13 protein-coding genes are annotated in these 16,607 nt (G+C 60.9%); 6 read left to right on the top strand and 7 right to left on the bottom strand.

The window, feature by feature from the left end; translation table 11 throughout:
- Positions 1 to 36: 36 nt before the first annotated feature.
- Entirely contained in the window at positions 37 to 1,194 is a 1,158-nt protein-coding gene (hpxO, locus tag LT40_RS12480; protein WP_043190576.1) for an FAD-dependent urate hydroxylase HpxO, read from the top strand.
- Positions 1,195 to 1,606: 412 nt separating this feature from the next.
- Positions 1,607 to 3,916, top strand: coding sequence for a DUF4214 domain-containing protein (locus LT40_RS12475; RefSeq protein ID WP_193385563.1), 2,310 nt, complete (start codon positions 1,607 to 1,609; stop codon positions 3,914 to 3,916).
- 35 nt (positions 3,917 to 3,951) lie between these two features.
- Here LT40_RS12475 and LT40_RS12470 read toward each other — a convergent pair whose 3' ends face one another.
- Complete coding sequence (locus LT40_RS12470; RefSeq protein ID WP_043190569.1) at positions 3,952 to 4,959, bottom strand: sensor histidine kinase; 1,008 nt, start codon at positions 4,957 to 4,959, stop codon at positions 3,952 to 3,954.
- Positions 4,952 to 5,392 (bottom strand): response regulator, encoded by a 441-nt coding sequence (locus LT40_RS12465; RefSeq protein WP_052393423.1) that lies wholly within the window; start codon positions 5,390 to 5,392, stop codon positions 4,952 to 4,954. The genes LT40_RS12470 and LT40_RS12465 overlap by 8 nt, the downstream gene beginning before the upstream one ends.
- Before the next feature lie 226 nt (positions 5,393 to 5,618).
- Here LT40_RS12465 and glgX point away from each other — a divergent pair, with 226 nt between their 5' ends.
- Both glgX and LT40_RS12455 read left to right on the top strand, forming a co-directional pair.
- On the top strand, positions 5,619 to 7,793 hold the full coding sequence (gene glgX, locus LT40_RS12460) for a glycogen debranching protein GlgX (RefSeq protein WP_043190563.1): 2,175 nt from the start codon (positions 5,619 to 5,621) through the stop codon (positions 7,791 to 7,793).
- Between the two features lie 249 nt (positions 7,794 to 8,042).
- Positions 8,043 to 9,593, top strand: a complete 1,551-nt coding sequence (locus LT40_RS12455) for a GGDEF domain-containing protein (RefSeq protein WP_043190561.1) — start codon at positions 8,043 to 8,045, stop codon at positions 9,591 to 9,593.
- Positions 9,594 to 9,707: 114 nt separating this feature from the next.
- On the opposite strand, the gene LT40_RS22150 is transcribed toward LT40_RS12455, so the two are convergent.
- From LT40_RS22150 to LT40_RS12435, 5 genes are all read right to left on the bottom strand, one after another.
- Positions 9,708 to 9,794 (bottom strand): small membrane protein YohP, encoded by an 87-nt coding sequence (locus LT40_RS22150; RefSeq protein ID WP_442962755.1) that lies wholly within the window; start codon positions 9,792 to 9,794, stop codon positions 9,708 to 9,710.
- A gap of 174 nt (positions 9,795 to 9,968) precedes the next feature.
- On the bottom strand, positions 9,969 to 11,195 hold the full coding sequence (locus LT40_RS12450; RefSeq protein ID WP_043190559.1) for a zinc-dependent alcohol dehydrogenase: 1,227 nt from the start codon (positions 11,193 to 11,195) through the stop codon (positions 9,969 to 9,971).
- 114 nt (positions 11,196 to 11,309) lie between these two features.
- Positions 11,310 to 12,881 carry a sensor domain-containing diguanylate cyclase gene (locus LT40_RS12445; RefSeq protein ID WP_043190557.1) on the bottom strand — a complete coding sequence of 524 codons (1,572 nt, stop codon included), beginning with the start codon at positions 12,879 to 12,881 and terminating at the stop codon, positions 11,310 to 11,312.
- Positions 12,882 to 13,148: 267 nt separating this feature from the next.
- Positions 13,149 to 13,415 (bottom strand): DUF6555 family protein, encoded by a 267-nt coding sequence (locus tag LT40_RS12440; protein ID WP_043190555.1) that lies wholly within the window; start codon positions 13,413 to 13,415, stop codon positions 13,149 to 13,151.
- Between the two features lie 117 nt (positions 13,416 to 13,532).
- The gene (locus tag LT40_RS12435; RefSeq protein WP_052393421.1) at positions 13,533 to 13,793 is read right to left on the bottom strand and encodes a hypothetical protein; all 261 of its coding nucleotides are present in this window, start codon (positions 13,791 to 13,793) and stop codon (positions 13,533 to 13,535) included.
- A 247-nt stretch (positions 13,794 to 14,040) separates the two neighbouring features.
- Here LT40_RS12435 and LT40_RS12430 point away from each other — a divergent pair, with 247 nt between their 5' ends.
- Both LT40_RS12430 and LT40_RS12425 read left to right on the top strand, forming a co-directional pair.
- The gene (locus tag LT40_RS12430; protein ID WP_043190553.1) at positions 14,041 to 14,250 is read left to right on the top strand and encodes a hypothetical protein; all 210 of its coding nucleotides are present in this window, start codon (positions 14,041 to 14,043) and stop codon (positions 14,248 to 14,250) included.
- Between the two features lie 147 nt (positions 14,251 to 14,397).
- The gene (locus LT40_RS12425; RefSeq protein WP_084139805.1) at positions 14,398 to 16,593 is read left to right on the top strand and encodes a TonB-dependent receptor family protein; all 2,196 of its coding nucleotides are present in this window, start codon (positions 14,398 to 14,400) and stop codon (positions 16,591 to 16,593) included.
- The last annotated feature ends 14 nt before the right edge of the window (positions 16,594 to 16,607 follow it).

Below are 16,607 nucleotides of genomic sequence, written 5' to 3'. Positions count from 1 at the left end.
ACGGTGATTGGAAAACCCGATCTCAGCGGAGAGACCATGGAACCCTTGAACATCGTGATCGCCGGCGCCGGCATGGGTGGACTGACCGCCGCTGCAGCCCTTCAGCAGGCTGGTCATCGAGTGCACCTCTACGAGCGCGCGGCAGAACTCGCCCCTGTCGGCGCAGCGATTTCCATTTGGCCCAATGGCGTCCGCGTGCTGGATGCGCTGGGCCTGGGCAACGCCATCGAGCAAGCTGGCGGGCACATGCAGAGCATGAGCTACAGCGATCATCAGGGTCGCTTGCTCACGCGGTTCGATCTCCAGCCGTTGTACAACCACGCTCGACGCAGGGCGTTTCCCATCGCCCGGGCGCGTCTGCAAAACATTTTGCTGGAAGCAGTGGGTGTCCACAACGTGACCCTGGGCGTGGCGTGCGTGGACTATGAGGAAAGCGAGACGCACGTGCAGGTCGTGCTGTCGACGGGTGAAACGGTAACGGCCGATCTGTTGATTGCCGCCAACGGCACCCATTCGTTGCTGCGCGATACCATTGCCGGGGAACCGGTTCCCCGACGCTATTGTGGCTACGTCAACTGGAACGGACGGATCAAGGCGGCGCCGGACCTGGCGCCCGCCGATGAATGGGTTCAGTACGTGGGCGAGCACAAACGGGTGTCGTTGATGCCCATGGGCAACGATGAGTTGTATTTCTTCTTCGACGTGCCGTTGCCGGCAGGGACGCCGAACGTCCGTGAGCACTATCGCGCGGAACTGGAGCAGCATTTCGCGCATTGGCCCGAGCCGGTTCAGCGTCTTTTGCAGCGCCTGGACCCAACGGCCGTGGCCCGCGTGGAAATCCACGACACCGCGCGAGTACCCCACTTGGTCAGTACACGGGTCGCGCTGTTGGGCGACGCGGCCCATGCCATGACGCCGAACATCGGGCAGGGCGGTTGCCAGGCCATGGAGGATGCCTGGGTGCTGGCCCGCTGTATCGAACGCGAACGCACGCCCGCGGCTGCCCTGGCAGCCTATGAGTCGGCGCGAGCGGATCGGGTGGCGAGCCTGGTGACCAAGGCGCGGAAACGGGCGGCGATCATCCACGGGGAAATGCCTGATGAAACCCGGGAATGGTATGAACAGCTTGCGGAGAGCGATGGCAGCGACATTTTGACCGGGCTCATCAAGACCGACGAAGGCAGCCCGCTGTAGGGCCGCGGTACTAAGAGAAAAGGGGGCGTGACAGCTCCCGGCCCAGCCTGCAGACAACGCGCGATCAGTCAGGGCGCTTCCACAAGCCTCTTCCTGGTGTATTTGGTCGACTCTTGGGAAAACCGCTTCAGTCGCCGGAAAACATGCCGATAACGTCGTCAGGAATGGGCACTTAAGGTCTTCGACCTTGCCCTGCCGTGCCTTCTCGAAGAGCAGCTTTATCGTCCAGGCCAAGGCGGGTCGGGCGCGCGTGAAGCCCATGACGCCTGCTTTCGAAGCTTGCCCGGCGGTTTGAACTCATCACCCATTCATACCCGATTCTTGTGTCATTGACTTGGCCAGGCCTGCCTCGCCCCGGAGTTTCCAAATGTGTTCGATGTGCGATTCACTCACCCAACTCTGGGGCCAAGGAGTGATCGGCCAAGAGGTGGGCAAACAGACAGCCACCAGCCAGGCGAAACTTGGGCAGCTGACGCTGGACCAGCAGGCCAACTACCTGACCGATGGCTTCTGGTACGACGCCTACGGCAGCTCCCAGCACCATTTCGATGTCCACGCTGGTGGCTCGCTCACCGTCAACCTGACCCGCTTGAGCGCAAACGCTCAGACCGTTGCCAAATACGCGCTGCAAACCTGGACCAACGTCAGTGGCCTCAAGTTTGTGGAAACCACCGCTGCTGGTGCGATCAATTTCAGCGAAAACAAAAGCGGTGCGTACGCCAATTCCAATTATGCAGGGAGCATCATCTCGGACAGCAGCGTCAACATCGCTTCCGACTGGGTGAACTACGGTTGGTACTATGTGCAAACCTACATCCATGAAGTCGGCCACGCGCTGGGGTTGGGCCATGCGGGCAATTACAACGGCAGCGCGACCTTTTCCAACAATGCCTTCTATCAAGAGGACAGCTGGAAATACTCGGTGATGTCCTACTTCAGTCAGGACCAGAATACCTATTCCAATGCCTCTTTCGGCTATGTCGTCACGCCCATGCTGGCGGATATCGTCGCCATCCAGTCGCTGTATGGCACCGCCGTTACCCGCACGGGTGACGATACCTACCGTTTGAACAACGCTGACATCAAGGCCGGAACCGTCTTCGTGCCTGGGTTGGTGGGTACGATCTACGATTCAGGCGGCAACGACCGGATCGACGTCAGCGCCTATGGCGGGGCTCAGACTGTCGATTTGAGAAGTGAAGCGTTTTCTAGCGTATACGGCGGTTTATCGAATGTTGCCATCGCGCGCGGTACGGTCATCGAAAGCGCCGTCACCGGTGCAGGTGCGGATACGCTGATTGGCAATGCCAGTGACAACGTTCTCGATGCGGGCGCAGGCAATGACCAGTTGCAGGGCGGCGATGGCGACGATCGGCTGATGGGAGGGGCGGGCTCGGACATCCTCAAGGGCGGCAACGGCGTCGACACCGCTTTGTATGCCCAAGCGGGCGCGCGCTACTTTGCAACCTACGATGCCGCGCTCGTGAGTGATGGCACCCTGAGCGTTCATGATGCGCGGACGTCCGATGTGGACACGCTTTCAAGCGTCGAAAAGCTGGCTTTCAGCGACAGCAATGCCAATCTTGACGAACTGCTCATGGCCTTTCGCAGCCGGTATGGCGCCTTCAACGCCGAAAGCGACGCCACTGTTTCGTTGAGTTTTGGGATGGATACACATCACATCGCGCTCACCGAGGATCAGGCGGACGTTGCCAGGCTCTACTCACTGTTCGGTCGGACGCCCGATTATCAGGGTTTGAATCACTGGCTGACGCAGCAGGCGATGGGCAGTTCGGATGCAGGGATTCGCGATGCCTTTCTGAATTCCACTGAAGCGGTGCAGCGCTACAGCGTGCTGGGTGATAAGGACTTTGTCCGTGATCTCTATCAGACCGTATTGCATCGCACAGGCGAGGAATCAGGCGTGTCGGCCTGGAACACTCTGCTGCAGGCGGGTGTGAGTCGAGCTACGGTCGCTGATGGCTTCCTGAATTCGCGCGAGAGCCGTGACCTCTCGGAAGGCGAGACTGGGTTCATCAGGATCGTGGCTCATAACGCCTGGAACAATCTGGATATGGTAGTGGGCAAGGGTGTGGCCACCGGTACGGCGGGTGATGATCAGATCAGTGAGCAGGAAGTCAGGCTTGACAGCACTGCGGTTTCGCATTTGGCCGGCAAGGCCGGTATCGATACGTTTATGTTTAACGACGCTGCATCCGCCTACGCGATCAGCGCGCTCGATACCGACACGCTATCGGTCAGTCGTGCCGCGGGAGCTGCGGCGACATTCGAACTGAGTGGCTTCAATGTGCTCGATTTCGCAGATCGCGAACTGTTCGTTCTCGACTCGGCGCAGGCAAGCATTGGTCGCCTGTACACCATTCTGGATCGTGCCCCCGATATCGAAGGCCTGAAGTCCTGGCTTTCCCAGGGCGCCGCAGGCGGAGCCGGTGCCCAGCTTGCGGATGGTTTTGTGCAATCTGCCGAATTTTCCCAAAGCCTGGCCGATGCCAGCAATGCAGTCTTTGTCGAGAAGCTGTATCACAATGTCCTGGACAGAGGCAGCGACGCTGAAGGCCTTGCCAATTGGGTCCACTTGATGGACACAGGTACGAGCCGTGGACAGGTCGCATTCAGTATCGCCAACTCCGCGGAGTCTGCTGCATTGACTCAAGGCGATGCCGGATTCATTCACCTGGTCGGTCATGCTGATTGGGTGTAAATCACCAAGCATCATGAGGAGGTCAACGGCGCAGGCTAGGGATGCGGCAAGGTCAGGGTGACCACCGCGCCGTCGGCGTTACTGCGGTTGAGCGCAGCACCGCAGCGCTTGGCCAGCGCACCGATCAAGCCCTGGCCGCTCAGCTTGGAGCCTGCGGCGCCAGCATTGGTCAGTTGCGTGGCGGTAAAGCCTTGTCCACGGTCGCTCACCGTCAACTGCAGCTCGCCGGTTGCCAGGCGTTTGAGCGAAAAATGGATCTGGGTCGTGCGCTGGTTTCCATGGCGAATGGCATTGGCGACCAACTCGTTGACGATCAGACCAAGATCGGAGGCCAGCTTGAAGGGCGCATAGGCCGTGTCGGCGTCGACGCTCAGATGAATGCTGTCATCGCGTTCGGCTTCGATCGAGGCGCGGATCAGGTGCGGCAGGTAGTGCGCCAGGTCAACGGTCCCGGAAGCGCTGCGATAGAGTTCAGCCTGCACCGTGCCTACGCCCTGGATACGGGCGATGGCCGATTCGAGCAACTGCCGCGCTTCCTCGCCCTGGGCGCGCAACTTCGACATCTGCAGGAAAGCGATGATCAGCTGCAGGTTGTTCTTGACCCGATGATTAAGCTCGGACACCAGCACGTCCTGGTGCGCCTCGAGTTCTTTCTGGGCGGTGATGTCGGTGCAACTGCCGAAGTACCCGGCAAACTCGCCCTGGCGATAGAACGGTGCGCCGTGGTCAAGGAACCAGCGGTAGATGCCGTCATGGCGACGCAGGCGATACGGGGTACTGAACGAGGTCCGGGCGTCGAAGGCCTGCTCGTAGTTGCGCGTGCACAGGTCCAGGTCGTCCGGGTGAACGTCGTCGCCCCAACCATAGCCACAGAGTTGCTTCTGGGTCTTGCCGGTGAAGTCGAGCCAGGGCTTGTTGAACCAGTCGCACTGCTTGTCGATGCCCGCACGCCAGATCAGCACAGGTGCGTTGTCGGCCAACTCGCGGAACTCGGCTTCACCAAGTCCCGCTCCCGGGCGCAGGAGATCCGTGGGTTCACTCATGTTTCTTTCCATATAGGCCGCGCGATTCTGTGAAGAGCTTCAAGGGCACTGGCAGCGGCCGGTTCAAGGGCAGTTCACCTTGGACCAGAGCATGCACGATATGCGCGCTGCGTGACAGGTCATTGGGGCTGTAGGGCTTGGACAGTAGCCCAAGCGCATAGCCGCTGTTGGCCTTGGCAACGTCGATCTGGCCACTGACGAACAGCGAATGAATGTTGAACTGCTCGTAAAGCGTCTGCGCCAGGCCTACGCCTTCATCATGGCCATCCAGGTTGATGTCGACGAATGCAATGTCGATGCCATGGTTTTGCGCGAGCAACAGCGCTCCAGCCACGTCATACGCAGGGCCGATGATCTCATGGCCATCTTCCTCCAGAGCTATCTCGGCCAGTAGCGCCAGGATTGGATCGTCTTCTATCAGCAGGATACGCATTGAGTTAACTCATTCTCTTCAAGGGCGCTTGCGCTCTTCTTGCAAAGCTTGTTCTAAGAGCCTCGATACCGCCATGCGTTCAATCAGTCGTCGAGGTTCGAAGCACGACTTGCAGTGACGGCTGAAAAATATCCTGAACTGTTCGGCTGCGTGCGCTTCTATCAGTAGACCGTTTTGGTCGTCTACCCAAGAGCTCAGGCTCAACCTATTTCCGGAGTGTTTGATCATGTCTGATCAATCAATGAATGACAGTGCGTCGAGCCAGGAACGTCCCGCCAGCCGTGTGAGCGAGGGCTTGCCGTACCCGTTGGGCGCGACCTGGGATGGGTCGGGCGTCAACTTTGCAATTTTTTCCGCCAACGCTACCAAGGTTGAGCTGTGCCTGTTCGATGCCGATGGCGTCGAAGAACTCGAGCGCATCGCGTTGCCTGAGTTCACCAACGAGATCTGGCACGGCTATCTGCCCGATGCGCGCCCGGGCACGTTGTATGGCTACCGTGTGCATGGTCCGTACGATCCTGCCAACGGCCACCGTTTCAATGCCAACAAGCTGCTGATCGACCCCTACGCCAAGCAGATTTCGGGCGAGCTGAAGTGGGACGACGCGCTGTTCGGCTACATCGTCGGCCACGAAGACGGCGATCTGTCGTTCGACGAGCGCGACAGTGCGCCGTTCATGCCACGCTGCCGCGTGATCGACCCGGCCTTCACCTGGGGCAGTACGGCCAAGCCGAACGTGCCATGGGAAAAGACCATATTCTACGAAACCCACGTGCGCGGCTTCACCATGCGTCACCCGTCGGTACGTGAATCCGAGCGCGGCACCTTTGCGGCGTTCCACGAAAACGACGTGGTCGAATACATTCGTACCCTGGGTGTGACCTCGGTCGAGCTGATGCCGGTCCACTATTTCCTGGATGACAATCATCTGCTGGAAAAAGGCCTGCACAACTTCTGGGGCTATAACACCCTGGGCTTCTTTGCGCCCCATGCGCGCTACATGGCGGGTTCGTCGATCGGCGAATTCAAGGTCATGGTCTCGCGCTTCCACAAGGCTGGCCTGGAAGTGATTCTCGACGTGGTCTACAACCACACTGCCGAAGGCAACGAGATGGGTCCCACCCTGTCGCTCAAGGGTATCGACAACGCCAACTACTACCGCCTGATGCCCGACGATGCGCGTTACTACATCAACGACACCGGCACCGGTAACACGCTGAACATGAGCCACCCCTGCGTACTGCAGATGGTCACCGACTCCTTGCGTTATTGGAGTTCGGAAATGGGCGTGGACGGTTTCCGCTTCGACCTGGCGACCATTCTGGGCCGCGAAGCCCATGGTTTCAGCGAAGGCGGCGGTTTCCTCGATGCCTGCCGTCAGGACCCGGTGCTGGCCAAGGTCAAGTTGGTCGCCGAGCCGTGGGACTGCGGTCCGGGCGGCTACCAGGTGGGCAATTTCCCACCGGGCTGGATGGAATGGAACGACAAGTTCCGCGACATCTCCCGCGCCTTCTGGAAGGGCGACGACGAGATGCTCGGCGACTTCGCGAAGATCTTCCTGGGCTCGGGCGACCAGTTCAACCGTCGCGGTCGCAAGCCGGCTTCTTCGGTCAACTTCATCACCGCACACGACGGCTTCACCTTGAACGACCTGGTGTCGTACAACGAGAAGCACAACGAAGCCAACGGTGAAGACAACCGTGATGGACACTCGGACAACCGTTCGTGGAACTGTGGTGTCGAAGGCCCGACCGATGATCCGGAAATCGTCGCGCTGCGCTACCGGCAGATGCGCAACCTGCTGGCCACGCTGTTCCTGGCCCAGGGCACGCCGATGCTGCTGGCCGGCGACGAATTCGCTCGTACCCAGGGTGGCAGCAACAATGCGTATTGCCAGGACAGCGAGATTGGCTGGGTGGACTGGAACATCAGCGAGCAGAGCGGCGAGCTGCAGGACTTCGTCAAGTACCTGATCGAGTTGCGCAACCGCTACCCATTGCTGCGTCGCAACCGCTTCTTCACGGGTGCCTACGACGAAAGCCTGGGCATCAAGGATGTCAGCTGGATCCAGCCCAACGGCAGCGAAATGGGTGTGGAGCAGTGGCAGGACGGCAGCAACCGCTGCATGGGTATCCTGCTCGATGGCCGCACCCAGTCCAGCGGTATTCGTCGCGCCGGCGTCGATCATTCGTTGTTGATCGTGGTCAACGCGCACCATGACGTGGTCGGCTTCACCCTGCCGGAAGTACCGGAAGGCAAGCGTTGGATTCTGCAACTGGATACCAACCAGACCGACTTCGAAGCCGGCGAGTCGTTTGACTTCGGCACTGAGTACGCAGTGACTGGGCGTTCGGTGTTGATGTTCGAACTGGCCAAGCCTGTGGCCAAGAAGCGCCGCTAACAGCGTTGTAGCCAGACGCCCCGATTCGGTCAATTGCTGACCGAATCGGGGCGTTTTTCGTTGCGCGCGGATAAGACGTCGCTGTAGACGCTGAGATGGCAATTTGCTAGCTTTCTGCGTGGGCGCCACGTGTTTATGCGGTTGGCACCTCTATGCACGTCGTCGAAACTCTTTTTCATTCATCAGTAGTCGACTCGACGATTCTATCCCTGATTGCCTGTGCACGCCCGCGCGTTGGATATCACCACGATGTTGATCAAACGCCGACCATCGCTTGCAGGGTTCATCGGCCTGGCGCTCGGTTTGATCGCATTTTCGGCGTTTTCGCTGCTGCGCTCGGAAATCCAGCGACAGGAAACCCGCTTTTCGGAATACGTGCAAAGCATCGCCAGCAACGTGCGCAACCAGCTCGACACCAACGATGCGGTGCTGGCCGGCTTCGCCGCGTTTCTTCAGGCAGTCAAGCAGAGCGACACCGATGCAGCCGCGCGTTACGGTGCTGCGGTGCTGGCCGCCTATCCGCATATCTACATGCTGGAAGTGGCGCGCAGTGTGCCGCAGGACGAACAGTGCGACTTTGCAGCATTGCTGCGGCGCACCTGGCTACCGGATTTCCAGCTGAAGGATTTCTCGCCACCGGCACCCATCGTCGATAACGCCCAGAAGGGGCTGAGTGACACGTGGCCGATCCTCTTCATGTCGCCACAGGTGCCGGAGGCCAATGTGATCTATGGCGTGAGGCTGGAAACCGTCCCGTATCTGAGTAACGCTTTGATGCGTATTCATCAGAGCCCATTGCCGGTAGTAACGCCGGTTTTTGCGCTGCATGAAGGTGGCAATGCCTACATTCTGATGAAGTCGGTATCGCGGCCCGAAGAAGACAGCCAGCACGCGCTGCCGAACTTTTTCGGCAGTACCATGGTCGCCATGCTGGTGATCAAGACCGACGCACTGCTGGGCGCGATCGTGCGGCATAACAGCGACTCGCGCGTAGCGGTGACCGCGCAACTGCACAGCGATGATCGCGACACTCAGGTCGAAGCGATGGAGGCGGTGCAAAGCCGTTGGTGGGACGAGTTGCTCTTGCCGCGGCTGAGCGACAGCGTGTTCGTGAACAGTCCGACGCAACCTGTGTCGTTGACCTTCCAGCGGCAGCTGGGCCTCAGTGACGTGCTGGGTCCGGAGGTGCTGGTGATCCTGGTGGTGCTGCTGGGGAGTCTGGTGCTGGTACCGCTGGTACTGGTCAGGCACTTCTCGGCGATCGACGCGGCCGCGCTCGAACACGAGCGCTCGGCGTTCCTGGCTACCCACGATGTATTGACGCAACTGCCCAACCGCTACCTGCTAGCGGATCGCTTCGTCCAGGCGCTGAGCCAATGGACCGAGCAGGGCATTCCCTTTGCGGTGATGTTGATCGACCTCGACCACTTCAAGCAGATCAACGATGAACGAGGTCATGCGGTGGGTGATCAGGTCTTGCAGACCTTGGCCAGACGCATGCGCGAGACTGTCCGGGACTACGACACCGTGGCGCGGTACGGCGGCGACGAGTTCGTGGCACTGGTCTCGGACCTGGCCAATCCGGACAGCGTGATACTCAAGGCGCAGCAGTTGCTGAAGTCAATCCAGCAGCCGATCACGACCAGCGTAGGTCCGTTGTCGCTGTCGGGCAGCATCGGCATTTCTCTATGCCCCGTGCACGGCGAAGACCTCGACACGCTGCTCAAGGCGGCCGATCAGGCGATGTATCAGGTCAAGCTGGAAGGTCGTCAAGGCGTGGCCATGGCTGGCGCGGTCTGATTGGGGCCCATGAAACAATAACGGCATGCGAAGTGCGAAGCGGGCGGTCTGGGCATGACCAGGGCAGGATTATGCAGTACAGGGCAGAGCGCTCGATGAGCGCCCCGCGGCAAATCAGAAAACCAGCTTGAACAGGCCGATGACCACGACCAGGCCGATCAGGAAGATAATGCCGACGGTGCTGCCAAGAAACTTCAACATAGCGATAACTCACGTTTTGGGGTTGTTACAGCTCTAGACCACGGCTTGCAGCGCTCGTTTCATTCCATGTGAACGCCGGTATCTTGTGTAGCGTCCAGTGGGGCAGCATGAAGGTCGTGTGCCTTCTACCAAAAAAAGAAGGCCGAGCATTGCTCGGCCTCGAGGAGCATGGGTTCAGAGCGCGGGAATGACCCCTGCGGTCGTTTCGATGACCGGCGCTTCGATGGTCGGCGAGCCTGGGGTGAGAATGACCTTGCGGCAGTCCTCCTGCTTCTTGTCGAAGATCTTGTAGCCTTCGGCTGCCTGCTCCAGCGACATGCGGTGGGTGATGATCGTCTCGGGCGTCAGGCGGCCCGCTTCGATGTGTTCGAGCAGCTCTGGCAGGTAGCGCTGGACGTGGGTCTGGCCCATGCGGAAGGTCAGGCCCTTGTCGAACGCATCGCCAAACAGGAAGCCATGGATGAAACCGGCGTACACGCCGGGCACGCTGACCACGCCGCCACGGCGCACGGCTGCGATGCACTGGCGCAGTGCCTTGCCGCTGCTGCCTTCGAGCTTCAGTGCGGCCAGCACGGTTTCGGTGGTGCTGCCCTTGGCTTCGAAACCAACCGCATCCACCACGCCATCCACACCGCGCGAACCTGGGGTCTGGCGGATGATGGTGTCGGCCGGGTCGTCGTCTTCATCGAAGTTGATCGGGATCACCCCGTAGGCCTGTTGTGCGTAGGCCAGACGGTAGGGATGGTGATCGACCATGAAGATGCGCTCGGCGCCCAGCATCCGTGCCACGGCGGCGCACAACAGACCGACTGGGCCGGCACCGTAGATGGCGATGCTCGAACCTTTGCCGATCTCGGTGTTCTTCACGGCCTGGAAGGCAGTGGGCAGAATGTCCGACAGAAACAGCACTTTTTCATCCGACAGGGTGCCTGGTACTTTGAACGGGCCGGTGTTGGCCTTGGGCACGCGCACGTACTCGGCCTGCCCGCCGGGGACACCGCCATACAGGTGGCTGAAGCCGAACAACGCCGCGCCTGCCGGAATCGATTTCTTGTTCAGGATCGCGCCGCGGCCGGTGTTGGTGGTCTCGCACGCGGCGAACAAATCGATGTTGCAGAAGAAGCAGCTGCCGCAGGCGATGACGAACGGGATCACTACACGGTCGCCCGGGCTGACTGCGGTGACGCCGGTACCGACTTCCTCGACGACGCCCATGAATTCATGGCCGAAGATGTCGCCGTGTTCGACCGTGGGGATCTTGCCTCGGTACAAGTGCAGGTCCGAGCCGCAGATGGCGGTGGCGGTGACGCGCAGGATGATGTCGTCGGCGTCCTGAAGCTCTGGATCGGGAACCGTGTCGACTTTGACGTCGTGAGCGCCGTGGTAGGTAAGTGCTCTCATTGTTCGCGTAGCCTCTTGTTCGCAATCGGGGGGGTGTAAGTAGCAGAGGGATACGAAATCGGCGAAGTTCAAGTCGATTGCTTAACGGGCATGATGAATTCGAGAAGACGGCCGTCACATTCCACTCTGAGTGGCGCAGGCATGCCACCGATCGCGTCCTTTGTGCTTGGCGGTGTACAGGCAGGCGTCGGCGGTGATGAGCATCTGCGCTGCTGTGACCCACTCCACCGCGGGTTGTGCAGCGGTGACGCCGGCACTGACGGTGACGTGTCCGGCCGGATGGTCGAGGTGTTCGATGTCGAGGTCGCGCAGGGTCTGCAGAATCGCCTCGGCGACCACACTCGCACCGTCCAGGTCGGTACCAGGCAGCAGCACCGTGAATTCTTCGCCGCCGTAGCGCACGGCTAGGTCGGTGGGGCGCTTGAGCACCTGGACGATCGCGTCCGCCACCTGGCGCAGGCAACGGTCGCCGGCGGCATGGCCATAGCGGTCGTTGTAACGCTTGAAGTAGTCGACATCGAGCATGATCAGCGCTACCCAACTGCGCTGGCGTCGAGCCCGACCGATCTCGTCGCCCAGGCTCATGTCCAGCCGACGCCGATTGCCCAGTCCGCTGAGGCTGTCGGTCAGGGCCATGTCACGCATGGCCTGGTGCGCCTGGCGCAGTTCTTCTTCGATGGCGATGCGTTCGCGCAATTGCCTGAGCACGATGATGCCGAAGCCCGTCAGGCCGGCAATCAGCACCAGCAGCACCAGACCGGTTTTGAACAAGTCCCGGCGCCAGGGGCCGATGTAGGATTCACGCGACAAGCCGGCTTCCACCACCAACGGGTAACTGCTCAGCGCCCGGTAGGCATACAGACGATAGGTGTCGTCGACCACTGCCTTGACCTCGGCTACGCCTTCGTCGGCAACCGGTAGATAGCGCTTGAAGATTTCGCTGTCTTCCAGGGATTTGCCCAGGACCTGCGCGAGAAACGGCCGACGCACCAGGATCCGTCCGTTGCGCAAAGCCAGCACCAGGGCGCCGCGATCGTCGATCTTGAAATCGCCGTAATAATCGACGAAGTAGCTGACCCGAATCGTGCCCAGCAGCACCCCGGCGAAACTGCCGTCGGGGTTGTTCAGACGGCGCGAGATGGGCAGGATGTATTCGTCCGTGGAGCGGCTGCGCACCACATCGCTGATGCGCACGTTCGGATCGGTGTGAGTGCGGTGGTAGTTGAAATAGTCGCGGTCGGCATTGTTGGCTGCCTCCGGCGTACCGGTCTTGTCGGTGACCACCCATTGTCCGGTGGCATCGTAGATGAACAGCCCATGCAACTGCGGCATGATGCGCGCCTGTTGCTGCATCAGCGTGTGAATGCGCGGTACGTTCATGTTCTCCAGGCCATCGCCCTGGACCCGCTCGGCCAGTGCATCGGTAAGCACGTCGACCTGGCGGATGGCGTCTTCGGCATGCTGGGCAGTGGCGCGTGCCAGGTTGGTGGCCGAGTCGCGGGCGCTGGCGAAGGCCTGCTGGTAGTCGCGCCAGGCGCGCCAGCCTTCGACGCTGGTGAACGTGAAGATGACCAGCACGATGAACGTGACGGTAAGGCGAAAGAGGGCAGTACTGCGCCCAGAGCGTGGCGACAGCGGCTCGCCGGATGTATCGCTCGTGGCGTTTGTAGGGTTGCGTCCTGGCATGGAAAGCCTCATGGCAGCGCCGTGACGAGGCGCGAGGTGTCCTTGTAAAGCATTTTCGACGATACGGCGAATGTGCTTCTGCGCAGCAGAGTTGCTCAGTCGTATCGAGGGTGCACAAGACCCGGCAGTTCAATGCCGGTAAAAAGGGTGCGACGCCGGGCGCGATAGGGTCGATGCGGGAGGATTGCAGGGGTCGCATGGGCGACCCCTGCATTGCCGTATACCGTCAACTGAAACGGCAACAGGGTGAAGCGGAGATCATGCGATTCAATGCGCGGCTTCAATCCCCAGTTCTTCACGCGCCTGTTGCCCGGACGGCCTCCAGCGCACATCGGTAATCCCATACTGCTCGGCTTTGGGCTTACTGACTTTCTGCACCCGCTCGCGGCCGAACTTGGGAATGACACCGACTCCCGCGTCGCAGCTCGCCCAATGCCAGGCATCGGCATTGTTCAGGGTGGGTAAACGAATGATGAACGACTTTTCCGCTCCATGGAGCCGGTAGTCAATGATGTACAGCGTTGGGTTCGGCATGGTGATCTCCTGCGTTGACTCATCATTGAGTTGTGATACGCAGGAATAATTCAGAAAATGTGCAGGGCGGCGACGAGTTGCCGCATGCCTGGAAGGCTTTCTGCAAGCCCTCTGCAATCAGGTGCGCGACTTCCATTCGACCTCGGGCATAACTTCCAGTGGCGCATGGGAACCCTTTCCGCGAATTTCATTGACCGCATGCAACACCAGCAGGCGAAACAGAATGATGTCCTCGTACTCTCGCGGCGAAAGACTGCGCTCCACGTGTGCTGGAACGTTGGGGTCGATCAGCGTCAGTTTGAGCAGCCCGTCGCTCAGTTGGGTTTCATGTTTCAGGGGCGGGTCGAGCCCTGCCAGTACCGCTTCGATGGAAGCCATGGAGTCACCGTTGACGGTCATGTTGAAGAAGTAGGGGCAGGAGAACCGGCATAAACGTCCGGGGCTGTACAAGCTATAGCTGATGTTGACCGAAACCGCCTGCTCATTGCGATTAGTTTTTCCAGGCTTCCCATGAACTGCCCTGGACCTGCATGCGGTGGCCACGAGCGCTTTTTCCTGTGCCCAGGCCAAAGCTTTTGAGTAAGCTGGCGGCACTTGCAACGGATGCAACAGAGGACAGGCACTGATGACGGAAGACCAGGCCAACTACAAGCGGTTGCTGACGCTGATAGAAAGCGGCCAATGGCAAGCGTTCACCAGCGAGGACGGCTTTGCCCTGCGCGCCCTGCTGCTGGTCGGCTACATCGTCACCACCGTGACCGGCGATGGGCGCACGCGGCTGGCCCTGACGGTCAAGGGCAACAGCTACCTTGCAGCGCTGCGCAGCGAGCCGTGACCGGCGCGAACCTTTTCGCCTGATCATGTGCTCAATGAGCCATCACGAGCGTCAATCCTCCCCAATGGCCTCGCACACGTACGGCCACGCTATAAGTCAGCCTCCGGAGCGCCACCCGGAGCGTCCCGCTCTTCAAGGATTTGTTTCATGCCGCAACTGTCTGCGCTCCGTCTTCGCGTCCGGGGCCGTCTGTACTGCCTCGCTTTCTGCCCCGCGCCGCGTTCCCTGGGTTGGCCTGCACTGAGCCTGGCCGCGCTGTTCGGTGTGCCCTCCGGCGCCCAGGCCGCACAGGTCATGGAGTTGCAGGCCGTGGAAGTCAACGAGGCGCGCCTGACCGAGCTGGACGAAGCCAGCCTGGCATTGCGCTCGGTACCGGGTGCCACCAATGTGATCGACACCGCCACGACCGGGCGCAGGCGGCTGTCTGGCAACGAGGATCTGTTCAGCAACCAGGCGGGCATCTATGCCCGCGCCGCCAATAACGAAGGTGCGAAGATTTCCATCCGTGGCTCGGGTATCAACCGCGGGCCGGGGGCGCATTCGTCGGGGCTGTACCAGATGTTCGATGGGCTGCCGCTGACCGGTCCCGGCGGCACACCTTATGAACTGCTCGAACCGCTGTGGCTGAGCCGGGTGGAAGTGCTGCGCGGAGCCAATGGTTTCGATCGCGGCGCGCTGGCCCTGGGCGGCGCCATCAACTATGTCACCCACACCGGCTACGATGCGGCCAAGTTGCAGCTGCGCTACGAGGTCGGCAGCCATGGCTACAGCAAGCGACAGATCAGCTCTGGCCAGGTGCTGGGCGATGCCGATTACTACTTCAGCGTGACCGATTCCAGCTACGACGGTTTTCAGGACCAAAGCGCCGGGGGCAGCCGAGGGGCTGCGGGCAACTTCGGTTACCGGTTCAGTCCGCAACTGGAAACGCGCTTCTATTTCCGCTATCGCGAAACCGACAACGACACGCCGGGCCGATTGACCCGCGCGCAGATCGCCCACGACCCACGTGCGGCAAACGTCCTGAACCTGGCGCGCGACTCCAAGCGCATCCAGCCGGGCAGTATCTGGCTGGCCAACAAGACCACCTGGCACCTGGACGACGACGCCCGCCTGGAAGCCGGTCTGGTCTATCACGATTACCCGATGGACCTGCGCGAAGGCACCAACCGCATGAAGGTCGCCTACACGGACGTCAGTGGCACCTTGAACTACGTGCGTCAGGATATCCTGTTCGGCCACGCCAGCAAGACTACCCTGGGTTGGCGCAGCACCCAGGCGTTGCCCAACTCCGGGGTGTCGGAGTTCGTCCGCGTGCCGGTCGGCAACACGGCCGGGTATGCCCCTGGCACGCGTACCCGCGACTACAGCTATCAAGGCTCTGACCATACGGTGTATGTCAGCAACGAGCTGGAGCTGGTGCCGGACCTTTGGCTGACCACCGGCCTGGCCGCGCTGTACACACGTCGCGAGACGGAAGTCAGCTACCCGGTGACCAACGACCGAGTCAGCCAGCATGCCTGGGACTACGCGCCACGCTTGGGCCTGCGCTACGACTATAGCGAGCAGTTGCAGGTGTTCGGCAACCTCAGCCGTTCAGTGGAGCCGCCCCATCCGTGGTCGATGATCTGGGGCTCCAACCGTTACTTCGCACCCGGCAGCGGCGCGGCCACTGGCTTGCAGAGCAACGGGGTCGAGCTCGACAACCAGAGTGCAACCACCCTGGAGCTGGGAGGGCGAGGGGACGCCTGGTTCGGGAAATGGGACCTGGCCTGGTATTACTCGCAAGTCCGCCACGAACTGCTCAGCGTCGAGACACAAGCGGCCACGGCCACCACTTCGCAGGTGATCGGCGAGGCGAATGCCAGCCCGACGGTTCACCAGGGCGTGGAACTGGCGTTGGACAGCCCCTTGTGGGACGGCCACCAGGCCGGTCGCCTGGGCCTGCGACAGACCTACACCTACAGCGATTTTCACTACCGTGACGACGCGCGCTTCGGCGATAACCGCCTGCCGGGTCTGCCCGAGCACTACTACCAGGCCGAACTGCGCTACGACCACCCGAGCGGCGTCTACACCGGCCTCAATGTGCAGCATGCCTCGCGCATCGCCGTGGACTACGCCAACTCCTATCATGCGGCGCCTTATACGCTGTTCGGCGCCAGCCTTGGCTACGCCGCGCCCGATGACACGTGGCAGACCTGGCTGGACGTGCGCAACCTCACCAACAAGCGCTATGCGAGCACGGTAACCCCTGGCTACGACGATCAGGGCCGCGACGTGGCGCGCTCGACCCCGGGCGATGGCCTGGGTGTCTATGCCGGCGTCTCGTGGACGCTGCGCTGACCAGCCGATGAGCA

Source organism: Pseudomonas rhizosphaerae (genome assembly GCF_000761155.1).
GTDB lineage: Bacteria > Pseudomonadota > Gammaproteobacteria > Pseudomonadales > Pseudomonadaceae > Aquipseudomonas > Aquipseudomonas rhizosphaerae.
The sequence above is the reverse complement of the archived record's forward strand: the minus strand, read 5'-3'. Positions and strand labels throughout refer to the sequence as shown.

What these genes read in the sequence shown, in the direction of transcription:
- hpxO (WP_043190576.1), top strand. Translation starts at nt 37, where the DNA reads ATGGAACCCTTGAACATCGTGATCGCCGGCGCCGGCATGGGTGGACTG.
- LT40_RS12470 (WP_043190569.1), bottom strand. Translation starts at nt 4,959, where the DNA reads ATGAGTGAACCCACGGATCTCCTGCGCCCGGGAGCGGGACTTGGTGAA.
- LT40_RS12465 (WP_052393423.1), bottom strand. Translation starts at nt 5,392, where the DNA reads ATGCGTATCCTGCTGATAGAAGACGATCCAATCCTGGCGCTACTGGCC.
- glgX (WP_043190563.1), top strand. Translation starts at nt 5,619, where the DNA reads ATGTCTGATCAATCAATGAATGACAGTGCGTCGAGCCAGGAACGTCCC.
- LT40_RS12455 (WP_043190561.1), top strand. Translation starts at nt 8,043, where the DNA reads ATGTTGATCAAACGCCGACCATCGCTTGCAGGGTTCATCGGCCTGGCG.
- LT40_RS22150 (WP_442962755.1), bottom strand. Translation starts at nt 9,794, where the DNA reads ATGTTGAAGTTTCTTGGCAGCACCGTCGGCATTATCTTCCTGATCGGC.
- LT40_RS12450 (WP_043190559.1), bottom strand. Translation starts at nt 11,195, where the DNA reads ATGAGAGCACTTACCTACCACGGCGCTCACGACGTCAAAGTCGACACG.
- LT40_RS12445 (WP_043190557.1), bottom strand. Translation starts at nt 12,881, where the DNA reads ATGCCAGGACGCAACCCTACAAACGCCACGAGCGATACATCCGGCGAG.
- LT40_RS12440 (WP_043190555.1), bottom strand. Translation starts at nt 13,415, where the DNA reads ATGCCGAACCCAACGCTGTACATCATTGACTACCGGCTCCATGGAGCG.
- LT40_RS12435 (WP_052393421.1), bottom strand. Translation starts at nt 13,793, where the DNA reads ATGGCTTCCATCGAAGCGGTACTGGCAGGGCTCGACCCGCCCCTGAAA.
- LT40_RS12430 (WP_043190553.1), top strand. Translation starts at nt 14,041, where the DNA reads ATGACGGAAGACCAGGCCAACTACAAGCGGTTGCTGACGCTGATAGAA.
- LT40_RS12425 (WP_084139805.1), top strand. Translation starts at nt 14,398, where the DNA reads ATGCCGCAACTGTCTGCGCTCCGTCTTCGCGTCCGGGGCCGTCTGTAC.